This is a genomic window from Marinifilum fragile (assembly GCF_963677365.1).
Lineage (GTDB): Bacteria > Bacteroidota > Bacteroidia > Bacteroidales > Marinifilaceae > Marinifilum > Marinifilum fragile.
Window position 1 is genome coordinate 3,205,124 of sequence record NZ_OY781962.1, and the last position, 16,525, is coordinate 3,221,648.

A 16,525-nucleotide genomic window follows, 5' to 3' on the forward strand; every position below is an offset into this window, starting at 1 on the left:
TTTCTTATATCTTAAAATACAATCTAAAATTGTTCAATCAAATCCGGTTCTTTCATAAAAACTGATTGATTTTGCAATTGTTCTGCCAAATCATATAAAATTTCAATTTCAGATGAATTGATAAACCAATCTTGAGTTGTATAAATTCCTACATACGATTTACCTTTCAGCTCTGGAACAAAATCAATATTCAACATATTTATCCCAACTCTTAATCGAACATCAAAATCAAAAGCTTTTAAAATCAACTTCTGAATTTTTGCATTGATGAAAATCTTATTGATTCCAATTGCTGTAAACTCATCAAATACAACTTGAGAATCAAAGGAGTCAACACCTGTTTTATAGTATTTCTTTCTTACAAACAAACTTATTTTATCGAATATGTGTTTTTTTCGAACACATATCTTTGTTTCTCTTGAAACATCAATAGGAAAAAACACACCACTATAAATCGAAAAATTATCCAATCTACGAGAATCTCCAAAACAAGCAAAAAAGACTCTTTTGTAATCATTCCCAGGTATACTTACAAATCTTCGGTGGTAAGTTACAGGATGTAGTGCATTAGAGGGATACGCTTTCTCGCTAAAATTAATTTTACGATGCGTTTTAAGAGCAAAATCTTTTAATTTCTCAATAGAAGATTTTTCTTTTTCCATTTGGTAGCTGCAGTTTAATGATTAAAGTTTATCAAGACATTAATATACTTCAATTTCAATTCAGAATCAAAATACATTATTAACAGACTGTTAGTAACTTTAATTAGACCAAAATTAAAAGATTGTCTATTTAATTTTATAAGCTACGCCAATTCCAAAATAATTATAGGCTTCATCTGTTATTTCAATTTTAGCTTCAACCAGAACAGATAAGCCATTACCAATTTCCACATCTACCCCAGCTGGTAACCAAAGTGCCAATTTAGAATTATTGACCATATAATCACTATCCAATCCTGATGTAAATTTTATATTTGATCGAATAGGAGTGCTATATTTCACAGCTGCATCGAGAGCCATTTTACTAAAATGATGGGCTCCAGCTGAAATTGAGAACTTTTCTGCAAGCCACAACTCTATATCAGCACCATAATAACCATCTTTACTAAAAGGATCGATACTTACACCCAGATCCATTTTCTTTCCTAATCCATATTCACCATGAAAAAAAGTTCTAAAATCATCGCTTCCATCAAAAATAAAAACTCCAGGCTCAAAAGCAACCTCCAATTCTCCCTTTTTTAAGATATCGGAAGAATCAAAAACTTGTCCAAATGATACCATTGATCCCATCATAAATGTTAATGCAATTATAATCTTTTTCATATTCAGTTATTTTAATATTATTTATTATCAAAATACTAAATTAACTATAATTCTAAATTTTAAAACATAAAAATGGTTTAAAATTCAACATTTGAATTCTCATTAAGTTTATTTGTATTAATTGCCAGCATATAACCACCTAGTTTAAAAAGCCTTACATTTATTTAAAATGAATTACTGAGATTTAAAATCCATAGGCCATTCCAACTCCAAAATAATGATAGGCTTCATCGGTTAGTTCAATTTCTGATGCCATAATTAAGGACCAACCATTACCAACCGAAACTCTTATTCCTAATGGAATCCAAAGTGGAATTTTAGTTTTATCACCAAATACGATATCCATATCTAAACCCGTAATCAGTTTAGTTCCTCGCGCCAATGGTACGGTAACATTTGCAGTGCCATCCAATGCAAAATCATGAAAATGGTGAGCCCCTGCTGATAATGAAAGTGTTTTACTGAAACCAAACTCAATATCCCCACCATAATAATTTTCATCACCAAAAACTCCAAACTTTCCTGCCAAGTCAATATTCTGTCCTAATCCAACACCTGCATGAAAAAACATCATAAAATCAGTTTCTCCATCGTAAACCAACAAGGATGGTTCAAAACCGATTGCAGCTTCTCCTTCTTTTAAAATTCCAGATATATTAAAAACCTGAGCTTTTGATAAAAACGCTCCACTCATCAGTAACAATAGAATAATTGTCTTACTCATATCTTCATTAATTATCAATTCTATTTTTTAACTGTGACAAACCTATTTTTATTGCAGTTTCTGCATAAAAAAATCCCTCTTCAGACTTGAAAAGGGATTTGGTTTTGTTTCCAATTTTGTTAATAAATTGCCTTTGCAATGTCTCTTACGCAACTGGATGCCATTAGTGTGTAAAAATGCAATGATGGCACACCATGTTGAATCAACTCTTTGCTTTGCTGAATTCCCCACTCTACCCCAACTTGTTTTACCTCATCGTTGGTTTTACATTTACGAACTTCAGCAGCTAAAGTCTCTGGTATTTCAGTTTTAAAAATCTGAGGAAGCACATTAAGTTGAGAAAGTGCAGAAATAGGCTTGATTCCAGGTACAATTGGAACAGTAATTCCTGCTTCTCGAACTTTTTTCTCGAAATCGAAAAACTTCTGATTATCGAAAAACATCTGGGTTACAATATAATCTGCACCTGCATCTACTTTCTTTTTCAGCCAGTACAAATCCGAATCCATATTTGGAGCCTCCTCGTGTTTTTCTGGATATCCTGCAGTTCCATATGAAAATGGAGTTTCAAATGGGTCAACATGAGTTCCATCTAAAAAAATTCCATTATTGATATCATTAACCTGCCCAATCAAATCAATCGCATATTTGTGTTCTCCTTCACTTGAAATAAAATCATGACGAGGCGAAGTATCACCTTTCAAAAGCAATAAATCGTGAATTCCCAAAAAATTCAGATCTAAAAGTGCATTTTCTGTTTCTTCGGGAGTAAATCCACTACAAATAACATGAGGAACAACCGTAAGTTTGTATTTATTCTGAATGGCAGCTGCCACAGCAACTGTTCCCGGGCGTTTACGAGTGATCTTCTTCTCGAATCCTCCATTTGGCGACTCTACGAAAACAACTTCATCACGGTGTGCAGTAATATTTATGTACTTTGGGTCGAACTCGCGAAGTTTTTCTATGGTATTAAATACCTTGTATATACTATTGCCTCTTAAAGGAGGCAACAATTCAAAAGAGAAGTGTGTGGTTTTATTCTCAATTGCTTGATTTAAATGTTCAATTACTTTCATCCGGTTAATTTTAGATGTGAGATTTTATTAAATCTCAAAGATCGTATTCTAATAATTTGATGTTTTTACAAAATTGCCGTCAATAGTTTCTTGGCTTCCTTTTCTGATATTCCCTTACGCTCAGCATAGTCTTTTACCTGATCTTCCTTGATCTTATCAATCGAAAAATAAATTGCATCAGGATGAGCCAAAACCAATCCACTTACCGAAGCCGCCGGATACATGGCAAAACTCTCAGTTAAAGTTGCACCAATATTCTCTTCAACTTTTAAGAAATCCCAAAGTACTTTTTTCTCTGAATGCTCTGGCAAAGAAGGATAACCAAAGGCCGGACGAATCCCCTGATACTTTTCACGTAACATTTCCTCAACGCTCAGGTCTTCTCCATTTGCATAGGCCCAATCTTCTTTACGGATTTGTTCATGCAGCAATTCCGTGTAAGCTTCTGCCAATCTATCTGCCAAAATCTTGATCATGATACTATTGTAATCGTCATTTTGCTCAGCATATTTTTGTAGACTCTCCTCTATTCCCAGTCCGGCTGTTACAACAAATGCACCTATATAATCAATTCGTCCTGATTCAATAGGAGCAATAAAATCGCTCAGACACAAATTGCTTAAACCTTTTGAAAATTTCTCCTGCTGACGAATTTGAGTAAATCTTTTCAACTCTGAACTTCTTTCCTCATCAGAATAAATGACAATGTCATCGCCTACTGCATTTGCCGGGAACAATCCATAAACTGCACTAGCTTCCAAAAGGTTCTCCTTTTCAATCTTGTCCAACATTTTATTGGCATCGTCGAAAAGCTTTTTGGCCTCATCCTTGTAATCCGGATCTTCCATAATTTCCGGATACATGCATTTCAACTCCCATGCTACAAAGAAGAAGGTCCAATCAATATATTTTCGAATTTCACTGATAGAGAAATTCTTCTGTACTTGTAAACCAATTTTCTTTGGTTTGCATATTGGTGATTTTGTCCAATCAATTGCCTCTGCATTTTCTCTTGCCTCTTTTAAAGAATAATAATCAGCTGATTTTTGCTTAGCATGATTCTCTCTTACCTCTTGATATTGCACTTTTACACCAGCTAAATATTCTTCGCGTTTACTCTTGTCACATAATTTTTTGAAAATACCTACCGACTGAGAAGCATCGCACACATGCACTACTCCATTTTTATAGTTTGGCTCAATCTTAACTGCCGTATGTAATTCCGATGTTGTTGCTCCTCCTACTACCAAAGGAATATCAAATCCTTCTCGTTGCATCTCTTCGGCAACAAAACACATCTCTTCTAGGGATGGTGTGATTAAACCACTCAATCCGATGGCATCAACATTTTCTTGTTTGGCCACTTCCAAGATCTTCGAACATGGAACCATCACACCCAAATCGATCACTTCAAAATTGTTACATCCCAAAACTACATCCACAATATTTTTGCCGATATCATGAACATCACCTTTTACTGTTGCCATTAGAATTTTACCTGCATTTTTGGCATCGGCGGCATTGCTTTTCTCTTCTTCAATAAAGGGTTGAAGGTATGCAACGGCTTTTTTCATCACCCTTGCAGATTTTACTACCTGAGGAAGAAACATTTTTCCATCGCCGAACAACTCACCAACTATATTCATACCGTCCATTAAAGGTTTTTCGATTACCTCCAATGCTTTCGGATAATTTTGACGAGCCTCTTCAGCGTCCTCTTCTATATAATCGGTAATTCCTTTTACCAAGGAGTAAGACAATCTCTCATTGACTGATTTTTCCCTCCAAATATCCTTTTTTGCTTGACCTGTTCCTGCCGATTTTAATCCTTCGGCAAATTCTATTAAGATTTCAGTAGCATCAGGTTTCCTGTTCAACACTACATCTTCCACCTTCTCTAATAATTCCGGTTCAATCTCATCGTAAATCTGCAACATTCCAGGATTTACAATTCCCATATCCAAACCTTCCTTAATGGCGTGATACAAGAAAACCGAATGCATTGCTTCACGAACCACATTGTTCCCACGGAAAGAGAAAGATAAATTACTTATACCTCCACTAATTTTTGCATGTGGAAGATTCTCCTTGATCCATCTTACGGTATTTATAAAATCAACAGCATAATTGTTGTGTTCCTCTATTCCAGTAGCTATTGCCAATACATTTGGATCGAAGATGATATCTTCTGGCGGGAAACCAACTTTCTCTGTCAATATTTTATAAGCTCTACCACAAATTTCAATTCTGCGCTCATAAGTATCGGCCTGACCTTTTTCGTCGAAAGCCATTACCACAGCAGCAGCTCCATACCTTTTAATTTGGGTAGCATACTTTATAAATTCCTCTTCGCCCTCTTTCAATGAAATGGAGTTTACCACTGATTTTCCCTGTACACATTTCAAACCAGCTTCCAACACAGTCCATTTCGAAGAATCAATCATGACAGGAACGCGAGAAATTTCCGGTTCTGAAACCAAGAGTTTCAAGAATACATCCATTTCTTTCTCAGCATCTAACATGGCATCATCCATGTTCACATCTATGATTTGAGCACCATTTTCGACCTGTGAACGAGCAATTGACAGCGCCTCCTCATATTTTTCTTCACGGATTAATCGGGCAAACTTTCGAGAACCTGCAACATTGGTACGCTCACCTACATTCACAAAGTTGCTCATAGAGTTGATGCGCAACATCTCTAATCCGCTTAAGCGAGTTTCCGTTTCCACAACAGGAATTTCTCTAGGCGAAGCATCTTTAACTACTTCGGCAATTGCAGCAATATGATCTGGTCTTGTTCCGCAACATCCTCCTACAATATTTACCTTTTTGTTCTCCAGTAACTCCTTTAAATCACCCACCATGGTGGTAGGAGTTTCATCGTATTCGCCCAATTCGTTTGGCAAACCAGCATTAGGATATACACTTACATATACAGGCAACAAAGTATCCAATTGCTGGATAAATGGAATCAAATCCTTTGCCCCGAAAGCACAATTCAGGCCAATACTCAACAACCTCTCACATTTCATCGAAGTTACAAAGGCTTCCAATGTCTGACCTGATAAGGTTCTCCCACTATTATCGGTGATCGTTCCTGAAATCATAATTGGTAGATCCAACCCTCTCTCTTCCAAAAGTTGATCTGCAGCATAAACAGCAGCTTTTGCATTAAGAGTATCGAAAATGGTTTCTATCAATAAGGCATCAACACCTCCATCAACCAAACCCTTAATTTGTTCGGTGTAAATTTCAACCAAATCATCAAAACTTACATCTCTGTAACCTGGATCTTCCACTTTTGGAGACATTGATGTGGTCTTGTTTGTTGGACCAATGGCACCAGCTATCCACCTTGGCGTATTTGGATCTGTTTTCTGAATTTCTTCAATCGCTCTTCGAGCATTCTTCACCGCTTCCAGATTCAATTCATAAGCAAGCTCTTCCAACTGATAATCAATCAAAGAAATCGCATTTGAATTAAAAGTATTGGTCTCTATGATATTGGCACCTGCTTTTAAAAATTCAAGGTGAATATTTTTAATAATATCTGGTTGAGTCAGCGTCAACAAATCATTGTGACCTTTTTGATCAGCTGAAATATTAGCAAATCTTTCTCCTCTAAAATCCGATTCAACTAATTTATAGGACTGAATCATGGTTCCCATTGCTCCATCGAGAACCAAAATCTGATTTGTTAATGCCTCTTTAATCGTAAAATTTTGCTTCATATTAATTTTCAACTGTAAGATAGATTGCTGTATTGCTATTTTTTTGCTCTACCAAAACATGGTGTTTGTTTTGAATTTCTTCAATCGTAGATGGCGTATAGTGTCGAACGGTTATTAACTCCAAATCTTCACTCAGATCTACTTCATATTTTTTACTCAATTCACCGATTAGCTCTTTGATATTTCTTACCGAACTATTAACACAAAATGCAAAACTAACAGCGGTGTTTTGAGTAAAATTAAGCTTAATTCTAAACTTTGTCACGAGTGAAAAGATAAAAACCAGATCTTTTTCGCCTATAAATGAAAAATTTAATGGTTTCAAATTCACCATAACCTGTTTTTTCTTCACAATATAGTTTGGCAACATGGGTTGAGGCTGCTCTCCCTTTGTAATCAAGGTTCCTTTTTGCGATGGATCGATAAATGATTTCACCCAAAGAGGAATTTGTTTTGCCTGCAAAGGCTTTATGGTTTTTGGATGAATTACCCTTGCCCCATAATACGACAACTCGATTGCTTCGTGATATGGAATCAAATCCAATTTGGTGGTTGTATCAAAATAATCAGGATCTGCATTTAATATTCCCAACACATCTTTCCAAATGATCATTTTATCAGCGCCAAGCAGATGAGCAAGGATTGCTGCCGTATAATCTGAACCTTCCCGTCCCAGCGAAGTGGTAAACCCTTTATCATCGCGGGCAATAAAACCTTGAGTGATGTAAAGGGCTTGAGAATCATCAATAAATTTTGCATTTACCTTCTCTTTTGATGTTTCCCAATTGATATTGGCATCCACGTAATTGTCATCAGAATCCAGACAGGTTCTGATATCAATCCACTGATTTTTTTGACCAGTTTCATTCAAATAACCTGAAATTATGGTTGTTGAAAGTAACTCGCCAAAACCAATCACCTGATCATATTCAAAATTGAACTGATCAGATGATGGCTTTGAAATTTTGGTTTCCAGCTCGACGAAAAGAGCGTTTACTTCCGAGATAATTTGTTCTGGCACTTCTTCGAATAAATCGTTGAGCACTGAAATGTGGTTCTTTTTCAGTGTCTCGAAGTGATTCCAACATTTATCGCTTCCCGAAAAATATGCATCTATCAATTCTTCCAGCAGGTTTGTTGTTGATCCTATTGCCGAAATCACAACAGCTAGAGGGCGCTTTACCTTAGCTATAATCTGACAGATGTTTCGTATGGCAGCCGCATCTTTTACAGATACACCACCGAATTTGTATATTATCATTTTTCTTTTTGATCTTAGATGTAATTTCCCCAGCAAATTATTCATCACCCAGGTAGGCTATGAAAATATCTCGTCCTTTAATTTGCTGACGAATTTTTATCAAATCGGAAAGGTTCAACGTTCCAATCACATAATTGAATTCTTTCCCTGTAAGAGATTCCCTAATTTCTTTAAAATCGAACAGATCCAAATCATCTTTATTCGTGTATCTCAAATAAACCTCAACCTCCATATCGTTGGTATACTCTAAGCCTCCATAGTATTTCAGCTTTTTGTATTCGTATTTATAATCGTAAGCCAAGGCCGTAATATCCGATAATACCGCTGAACCGGTAGGATGTGCTCCTGCTCCTTTCCCATACATAAACTGGTTATCGTAGAAGTTTCCTTGAATCAACACTCCATTGTAATGACTCTCTACTGTATAAGCATGTTCTTCAGGTTTCACAAACTTAGGCGCAACCAAAAGATTCACATGGTTTCCATTTACCTTAGTCACTTTCCCTAACAATCTGATTTTATAACCTTTCTGTGATGCCAATTCGATATCCTTTGGCGATAGATTCGAAATTCCAAAGTTGAAAACCTGATCGGGATGCACAAAAAGTCCAAAGCCATGAACAGTTAGAATGATCAACTTGTATAGTGTATCAAATCCATCAACATCTGATGTTGGATCGCTTTCAGCAAAACCTAGATCTTGTGCTTGTTTCAAGGCAACATCGTAATCCAAATTTTCATTAAAAATCTTCGTAAGAATGTAATTCGATGAACCATTCAAAATTCCACTTACCGATTGTAACAGGTCATTATCGTAGTACTCTTCCAGGTTTCTAATAATTGGAATACTACCACAAGCCGAAGCTTCATATACAAATGAAACTTTGTGCTGCCATTGCAATTGAATCAATTCCTCGATATGGTAAGCCAACATTTTTTTATTGGCTGAAACTACATGCTTTCCATTTTTCAGAGCTGTTTTTACAATTTGATAAGCTGCATCAGCATCATCAATCAATTCCGCAACAACATTAATTTCAGGATCATTTAAAATATCATCAGGGTTCGTGGTTAAAACTTCTGAATCTAAATCTCTCTCCTTTTCACCATCTTTTACACATACCTTTACAATAGAGGCATCAAGGCCTTTACTATTTTTCAGAACGTGGGCCAATCCGGAACCAACAACTCCGTATCCGAATACACCTATTTTAAGTTTATTGCTCATTGATTTTGCTTTCGATTAAAAATGATTGTAGTACTTTAGTTAATTGTTCTTGTTCTAAAAGGAATCCATCGTGTCCATACAGCGAATGGATTTCCATGTATTGAGCTTGCGGAATATGATCCGCAATAAATTTTTGTTCATTGATCGGGAAAATCTGATCTGAATCAACTCCAATGACAAGTGTTCTTGATTTGATTTCATTCAGAGCTTTGATTAATCCACCTCTATTTCTTCCCATATCATGGCTATCCATGATTTTTGACAAGTGCCAATATGAGTAGGCATTAAATCGGCGAGCTAACTTTTCCCCCTGGTATCTTTGGTAAGAGCTTGCTCTATAATCATCCGTCTTATCGTTTTCATTCTCTTGTTGCGAATGATCGTAAGTTGCATACGTTCTGTAACTCAACAATGCGATCGATCGCGCCACTCTCATTCCATTCAATCCAGCTTCATCATTCGATTCCTTCCAGCTTGGATCAACTTCTATCGACATTCTTTGCGATTCGTTAAAGGCAATCCCCCAAGGTGAATGTTTGGCATTCGAGGCCAAAACCACCAAATTGTCTAACTTACCATTCAACAAGTAAGCCCACTCCAAGGCTTGCATGCCTCCCAGTGAGCTACCAATCATCATATGAATGCGATTTATATTTAAATGTTTTCGTAAAATTTCGTGTGCCGCCACCAAGTCACGTACGGTCAATTGCGGAAAATCGTGATAGTATGCTTGTCCATTCTCCGGATTTTTAGATAGAGGTCCCGTTGTACCGTAACATGAACCAATAAAATTGGCACATACGATAAAATAATCCTTGGGATTAAAAAAGTCCTTCTCTCCAAAAAGTCCTGACCACCAATCGAAAACATCAGAATTGGCAGTAAGTGCATGACAAACCCAAATCACATTATTTCGCGAAGGATCGTACTCCCCATAGGTGTGATAAGCAATGGTCAACTCCTTAAGGCGTTCGCCCGATTCAAGTTGTAAACCTTCTTTATGGATGTAACAATTTGGATTCACTAGTTAAAAATTTTGAGTATTGTTGTTTTTGTTTTTTGCGAAAATCCCTTAAGCTTAGGATGATAAAAGTTCCCTGAACGGAATCTTTTTAAAGAATAATTCCGTTCAGGATTGCTATAAGAACTAATTGATTGTCTCTATACTAATTGCCTTTTCAACCGCTTGCTTAATATCCGCTTTGATATCTTCAATGTGCTCTATTCCTACTGATATTCTCAGCAAACCTGGCTCAACTCCTGATGCTTTTTGTTCTTCCAAAGTCAGCTGCTCATGAGTTGTTGAGCTTGGATGAATGATCAAAGTTTTTGCATCACCAAGATTTGCAACATGTGAAAGTAGTTCTACTCCATCCACCAATTTGTCGGCAACTTCCTTTCCACCTTTCACTTTGAAAGTAAGCACAGAACCAGCACCTTTCTTAAAATATTTCTTAGCTCTTTCGTAGTATGGGCTCGATGGCAAACCAGGATAATTCACTTGTTCCACCCAATCTTGTTCTTGCAACCACTCAGCCAATGCCAGCGTATTTTCAACATGTCGATCCAAACGAAGCGAAAGAGTTTCCAATCCTTGTAGTAGCAGAAATGAATTGAATGGACTTTGACTACATCCATAATCTCTCAAACCTTCTACTCTGGCACGAATTGCAAAAGCGATATTTCCAAAAGGTCCATCTACTCCAAAGACATCCGAGAAAACCAGACCATGATAGCCTTCAGATGGTTCAGAAAACTGAGGGAATTTTCCATTACCCCAATTGTAATTTCCTCCATCAACAAGCACACCGCCAACTGCAGTACCATGACCACAAATCCATTTGGTTGCCGATTCAACTACAACATTGGCTCCATGTTCCAATGGACGGAACAGATATCCTCCCGCTCCAAGGGTATTGTCAACAATTAGTGGCAAATCATGTTCTTTTGCAATGGCTGATACTTTATCGAAATCAGGAATTGAGAACTTTGGATTTGGCAATGCCTCTACATAAATGGCTTTTGTATTTTCATCGATTAGAGGTACAATGGTTTCAGGATAATCTATATCAACAAACTTACATTGAATGCCCAAGCGCTTGAATTGTACCTTGAACTGGTTGTAGGTTCCACCGTAAATTTGTGAAGCGCTAATGAAATTATCACCTGCTTCCAAAATATTGGTCAAAGCCAAAAATTGAGCTGCTTGACCCGATCCTGTTGCAACTGCTGCAACTCCCCCTTCCAATGCTGCAATTCTCTTTTCGAAAACATCATTGGTTGGATTCATTAATCGAGTATAAATGTTTCCAAACGCTTTTAAGCCAAACAAATCTGCTGCATGCTTCGAGTCGTTAAAAGTGTAGGCCGTAGTTTGGTACAAAGGAACTGCTCGTGAATTTGTTGTTGCTTCAACTTCTTGTCCTGCGTGGATCTGTAATGTTTCGTATCTTAAATTTTTTGACATGGCGATTCTTATTTATAGCTGTCAGCTCCCGATAGCTATCGGAATTACATAGCGCTTGTTTTTAAGCCATGTAATTGGTAACAGCTTAGGATTATAATATCCTTGATTTAAAATTTGATTAATTGGTTTAAGAAGCAAAGGCTTCTGGTTGTCACAAATTCCGTATCTATCTCATGCACAACCAATCTGAATGCTTCAATAGATTCAGTTTAGATTGTATCAATTCCTATTTCTGAAAATCAGAAACAATTGAAAAAGTAAATTAGAATTTGAATTCCCTGGTTCGGAGTTATTTTATACGCACCAGCATCTAAAAAATAGGGAAAGATCTTAGACAGAATGCGTTACAGCATACGCATCATTCGCTGCATTCGCATCATAGTGGTAATAGATGCCAAAGTTTGCAACTGAATGTTTTGCTCTTGTTGAGCCTGCTTTTGAATGTGAATTTCTGTCTTCTTCATGATCGTTTAATTTATATTCACCAAATTAAATGGTCAGGATTTGACACCTTTCAGCTTTTGGTTTTGCCGGGGTTGTCAGAAGGTCATCGAGCCTGTTCTCTCACTTCTTCTGTATAAATTAATGATATCCTCCTGCGAGTATTACCTTAAATATCTGCAACAAATATAGGCATGATTTTTTAATCTCCAAATAAAAGAGGCACAACTCTTATTTTTTATTTCCTGAAAATGTGCAAACTATACCTTATATAGGCAAAGGTGATTTTTTTGTGAAAAAAAATTTAAAAACCTCATCCACATTCCCTTTCTACTGGCCTTATTTATGCAAATAATATTTTCTTAATTATAATTCAACAATGAATTAGACATACAATCTTTCAATTCTAAATTCTCACCTTTTAGGAGAGATGCCGACAGGCAGAGGGGTGTATTTTTGATGGTATTTTTCTTTTTTCACCCTTTTCCCTGTAGGGATTTTCCCTAAAAGGGAAAAACTTAACTTGAAAATGTTATAAAATTCAACCAAAGTAAATAATTCAAACCGCATTAATGCTATCTCTACCAAAATTCATTGCTATGTTGATAAATCAAATGCAATGCCTTGAATCTACGATACAAAACACAAAAAAAGGACATGCAATGACATGTCCTTACAGTATCTATGTAAATTGAATTATACAATCACAAATTGTGCGGTATCTCTGCTTCGTTGTTCCAATAAAATTTCTCTTCCTGCAGTCATTCTTTCCACCGCCTCATCATCATGATGACGAATGGTAATTAGTTCTACATTATCGTTGTATTTTACTTCAAAATCTTGAGAAATTTCATTCAACAAATTATTCAATCTTCTCTCGGATTTATCTACACATACCGAAAAGCTAATTGCCGAATTTTGAGTTAGATTCACCTTCATGCGATGTTTTGCAAAAAGTGCGAACAGGGAACTTAAATTTTCCTCTAAAATGAAAGAAAAATCTGTTGGTCGAATGGATATCAACACCTGATCTTGTTTACGAATATACACTGGCAATTGCTTTTCCATCTGTTTAGATGCTGTGCTAATTAAAGTGCCAGGTTCGCTATAGTTGATAAAGGATCGTACCTGTAATGGAATCTTCTTTCGTTTAATAGGTTGAATCGTTTTGGGATGAATCACTTTCGCTCCATAAAACGCCAACTCGATTGCCTCTTGATACGAGATTCTTTCCAACTTCTGTGCATCATCCAGCCATTTCGGATCAGCATTCATAATTCCAGGAACATCTTTCCAGATTGACAATTTATCTACATCGAGAATGTAGGACAGAATTGCAGCAGTATAGTCCGATCCTTCGCGACCTAAAGTGGTAGTTTGATTGGTAGTTGTTCCGCCCAAAAAGCCCTGTGTTACATACACAAAAGTATTATTGAAACTAAAAGCTTGGGGTACTAGTTTTTGGGACAGCTCCCAATCGATTTTTCCTTCTCGATAACTATTGTCCGTTTTTAAGCAAGTTCTGATATCAACCCATTTATTTGGCGATCCACTTTTTTTCAGATATTCCGAAACAATGGTGGTTGAAATCAGCTCCCCGAACGAAACAATCTGATCGTAATCAAAATCGTAATCCAAAGTTGGTTCTCCCTGCAAATAACAATGAAGTTGCTCGAACAATCGATTTACTTTTTCATAAACTTCATCTTCCTTATTTACAAACAACTCATGAATGATGTCGAAATGATAAGACTTTACCTCACGAAACTTTGATTCTACCGAATCTGATTTTGCACAAAAATCGTCGGTAATTTGCTCCAAAGCATTGGTTGTTTTGCCCATTGCCGAAAGAACAATAATGGTTTCGTCTTTATAAGATTGAACAATCTTTACAAAATTCTTGACACCCTCGGCACTATTTACCGATGCACCTCCAAATTTAAATATGTTCATGTAAAATTACTTAAGTTTTATAGATTTTGGCTTTTGCCACTTTTTACAAAAATTGAAGGTACTAAATAAAGCTTGAGCAAAGCAAAATTATTTTTCAATATTTTGATTTTTTTACATTTTTTAAGATAACAATATGCTGTATAATAGCTCAAAATTGATTTAACCGTAAAAAATTCAATTTTTATTGAAAAAAAACTTTTCTGTCAACGTTTGAAATAAGGGTTTGGCATTAAATAAAAAAGCATAACTTTATGCCACCAAATGAATGTAAACCAAAAGCCTTTTTAAAATGACTGAACACAATAATGTTCAAACCCTGAATCAATTTATTATTGAGCGTCAGTCTGATCATCCGGGAGCAAAAGGAGAGTTATCTCGTTTGCTTCATCACGTAGAAATTGCTGCCAAAATTGTAAACCGTGCTGTAAACAAAGCCGGTTTGGTAGATATTCTTGGTGAGCACGGCGATCAGAATGTTCAGGGGGAAGATCAGCAAAAGCTGGATGTTTTTGCCGATACACACTTTATTGATGCCTTAAGAGCAAGTGGCGAATGTGCTGCTGTTGCTTCGGAAGAGAACGAAGACATTATTATTTTCGAAAATGAGTTGTCCAAAAACGGAAAGTATGTTTTCTGCATGGATCCATTGGATGGCTCTTCGAATATTGATGTAAATGTTTCCATTGGAACCATTTTCTCGATTTTTGAACGCATTTCACCTCGCGGTCAAGTTGCCAACATTGAAGACTTCTTACAAGAAGGAACCAAACAGGTTGCTGCTGGGTATATTATCTATGGATCATCAACCATGTTGGTGTATACCACGGGTAATGGTGTAAACGGATTTACGCTTGATCCATCAATCGGAGAATTCTGTTTGTCGCATCCAAACATCAAAACACCAAAATCGGGAACCATTTATTCCATTAACGAGGGAAACTACATTAATTTCCCACAAGGAGTAAAAAAATACATTAAGTATTGCCAGGAAAAAGATGCTCGCAGCAAACGACCATTTACTTCGCGATACATTGGTTCTTTGGTAGCCGATTTCCATCGCAACCTTTTAAAAGGTGGTATTTTTATTTACCCGCAAACCAATAAAAATCCTGATGGCAAGCTGCGATTGATGTATGAATGTAATCCTGTTGCATTTATTGCTGAACAAGCTGGCGGTATGGCTACCGATGGAAATGGCAGAATCATGGAAATTACTCCGGAATCGCTGCACCAGCGTGTGCCATTTTATACTGGTTCGACCAATATGGTGAAAAAAACAGAAGAGTTTCTACACTTCTTCAACAATATTTGATTTCAACAACTAACCAGAACTCAAAATGCAAAGCCACTTCTCAGTTGAGAAGTGGCTTTGGTTTTTTCTGCATTTGAGATTCTCACTTCAGCTGAGACTCTCAATATTTTTATTTATACTCTCAACTTAGAATGAGAGCATCAGAACCAGCAACGCATTATTGACATCCACCTCACTTTGTTGTAATTTAGCTACACCAATCTCATACCTTCTTAAGTATACTTTATTCAATTTAAAATCTTATAGAAATGAAATCGATATGCATCCTATTGATGTTGCTTTATTTTGCAATGCCAGCCCTATCGCAAGAAGAAAAAGTAATTATCAACGACATAGAGTTGAACCAAAGTCAAATGGAAGAATTTGAAAAATACTATGGTACAAAGCCTCTTCCTGGTAATTATTGGTACGATAAAACCAGCGGTTTGTATGGGGTTGTTGGCTATGCTTCATTTGGTTTTATGCTACCAAATCATGACTTGGGCCACTTAAAGCGTAATGCCTCAAACGGACAAACCAATGTGATTGTAAATGGAAGGGAATTGCCACAAAACGAATGGCTGGTTTGGAGCTATATACTGGGCTATTACATTCAACCAGGGAATTACTGGTTCGATCATTTGGGAAATGCAGGCTATGTTGGAAATCCTATTCCTACGGTAAATTTATACTTGGCCGCACAACAAAATGGCTACAGTGGCAAGGGAAGTGGCGGCGATAATTTTTGGTCAACTCGATTTAGTGCCGGCAATTACGATCAAGGAAATACCAGGGGTTATGTAAGTGTGCCGGGGCATGGGCCTGTTGGCTATGGATTTTAAGTTGAATCAAGGGGTGAAAATATAGTTTAAAAAATAATAGAAAGGTTTATTTAGGAATTCTTCCCTTCTAGGGAAGATGGCGACAGCCAGAAGGGTGTATTTTTAATTGTATTGTTCTTATTTCACGCTTCTCCCTGCGGGGTCCTCGATCCCGACTTATTCGGGACGGAATTCCCT

Annotated in this window: 12 protein-coding genes and 1 riboswitch; of the genes, 2 read left to right on the top strand and 10 right to left on the bottom strand. The window is 36.6% G+C overall.

Annotated elements, in window-relative coordinates; genetic code table 11:
• Positions 1-23: 23 nt before the first annotated feature.
• From ACKPCA_RS12745 to ACKPCA_RS12790, 10 genes are all read right to left on the bottom strand, one after another.
• Positions 24-662 carry a hypothetical protein gene (locus ACKPCA_RS12745; protein ID WP_321279431.1) on the bottom strand — a complete coding sequence of 213 codons (639 nt, stop codon included), beginning with the start codon at positions 660-662 and terminating at the stop codon, positions 24-26.
• 126 nt (positions 663-788) lie between these two features.
• Entirely contained in the window at positions 789-1,328 is a 540-nt protein-coding gene (locus tag ACKPCA_RS12750) for a hypothetical protein (protein WP_321279432.1), read from the bottom strand.
• Between the two features lie 184 nt (positions 1,329-1,512).
• Positions 1,513-2,052, bottom strand: a complete 540-nt coding sequence (locus ACKPCA_RS12755) for a hypothetical protein (RefSeq protein ID WP_321279433.1) — start codon at positions 2,050-2,052, stop codon at positions 1,513-1,515.
• Positions 2,053-2,171: 119 nt separating this feature from the next.
• Positions 2,172-3,131, bottom strand: a complete 960-nt coding sequence (locus tag ACKPCA_RS12760) for a methylenetetrahydrofolate reductase (RefSeq protein WP_321279434.1) — start codon at positions 3,129-3,131, stop codon at positions 2,172-2,174.
• Positions 3,132-3,196: 65 nt separating this feature from the next.
• The gene (gene metH, locus ACKPCA_RS12765) at positions 3,197-6,865 is read right to left on the bottom strand and encodes a methionine synthase (RefSeq protein WP_321279435.1); all 3,669 of its coding nucleotides are present in this window, start codon (positions 6,863-6,865) and stop codon (positions 3,197-3,199) included.
• 1 nt (position 6,866) lies between these two features.
• Positions 6,867-8,126: an aspartate kinase gene (locus tag ACKPCA_RS12770; RefSeq protein ID WP_321279436.1), complete on the bottom strand. Its 1,260-nt coding sequence runs from the start codon at positions 8,124-8,126 to the stop codon at positions 6,867-6,869.
• A 37-nt stretch (positions 8,127-8,163) separates the two neighbouring features.
• A complete protein-coding gene (locus tag ACKPCA_RS12775) occupies positions 8,164-9,354 on the bottom strand; it encodes a homoserine dehydrogenase (protein ID WP_321279437.1) in 1,191 nt (396 codons plus the stop codon).
• Positions 9,344-10,378, bottom strand: a complete 1,035-nt coding sequence (locus tag ACKPCA_RS12780; protein ID WP_321279438.1) for a homoserine O-acetyltransferase family protein — start codon at positions 10,376-10,378, stop codon at positions 9,344-9,346. Before ACKPCA_RS12780 ends, ACKPCA_RS12775 begins: the two co-directional genes overlap by 11 nt.
• Before the next feature lie 123 nt (positions 10,379-10,501).
• Positions 10,502-11,821: an O-acetylhomoserine aminocarboxypropyltransferase/cysteine synthase family protein gene (locus tag ACKPCA_RS12785; RefSeq protein ID WP_321279439.1), complete on the bottom strand. Its 1,320-nt coding sequence runs from the start codon at positions 11,819-11,821 to the stop codon at positions 10,502-10,504.
• Positions 11,822-12,293: 472 nt separating this feature from the next.
• Positions 12,294-12,405, bottom strand: a riboswitch (SAM riboswitch).
• Between the two features lie 553 nt (positions 12,406-12,958).
• A complete protein-coding gene (locus ACKPCA_RS12790) occupies positions 12,959-14,215 on the bottom strand; it encodes an aspartate kinase (RefSeq protein ID WP_054718704.1) in 1,257 nt (418 codons plus the stop codon).
• 289 nt (positions 14,216-14,504) lie between these two features.
• Here ACKPCA_RS12790 and fbp point away from each other — a divergent pair, with 289 nt between their 5' ends.
• Complete coding sequence (gene fbp / locus ACKPCA_RS12795; RefSeq protein WP_054718707.1) at positions 14,505-15,527, top strand: class 1 fructose-bisphosphatase; 1,023 nt, start codon at positions 14,505-14,507, stop codon at positions 15,525-15,527.
• A gap of 248 nt (positions 15,528-15,775) precedes the next feature.
• Positions 15,776-16,348: a hypothetical protein gene (locus ACKPCA_RS12800; RefSeq protein WP_321279440.1), complete on the top strand. Its 573-nt coding sequence runs from the start codon at positions 15,776-15,778 to the stop codon at positions 16,346-16,348.
• Positions 16,349-16,525 lie beyond the last annotated feature (177 nt).

Coding starts and splice junctions, on each gene's coding strand:
- ACKPCA_RS12745 (WP_321279431.1), bottom strand. CDS start 662: ATGGAAAAAGAAAAATCTTCTATTGAGAAATTAAAAGATTTTGCTCTT.
- ACKPCA_RS12750 (WP_321279432.1), bottom strand. CDS start 1,328: ATGAAAAAGATTATAATTGCATTAACATTTATGATGGGATCAATGGTA.
- ACKPCA_RS12755 (WP_321279433.1), bottom strand. CDS start 2,052: ATGAGTAAGACAATTATTCTATTGTTACTGATGAGTGGAGCGTTTTTA.
- ACKPCA_RS12760 (WP_321279434.1), bottom strand. CDS start 3,131: ATGAAAGTAATTGAACATTTAAATCAAGCAATTGAGAATAAAACCACA.
- metH (WP_321279435.1), bottom strand. CDS start 6,865: ATGAAGCAAAATTTTACGATTAAAGAGGCATTAACAAATCAGATTTTG.
- ACKPCA_RS12770 (WP_321279436.1), bottom strand. CDS start 8,126: ATGATAATATACAAATTCGGTGGTGTATCTGTAAAAGATGCGGCTGCC.
- ACKPCA_RS12775 (WP_321279437.1), bottom strand. CDS start 9,354: ATGAGCAATAAACTTAAAATAGGTGTATTCGGATACGGAGTTGTTGGT.
- ACKPCA_RS12785 (WP_321279439.1), bottom strand. CDS start 11,821: ATGTCAAAAAATTTAAGATACGAAACATTACAGATCCACGCAGGACAA.
- ACKPCA_RS12790 (WP_054718704.1), bottom strand. CDS start 14,215: ATGAACATATTTAAATTTGGAGGTGCATCGGTAAATAGTGCCGAGGGT.
- fbp (WP_054718707.1), top strand. CDS start 14,505: ATGACTGAACACAATAATGTTCAAACCCTGAATCAATTTATTATTGAG.
- ACKPCA_RS12800 (WP_321279440.1), top strand. CDS start 15,776: ATGAAATCGATATGCATCCTATTGATGTTGCTTTATTTTGCAATGCCA.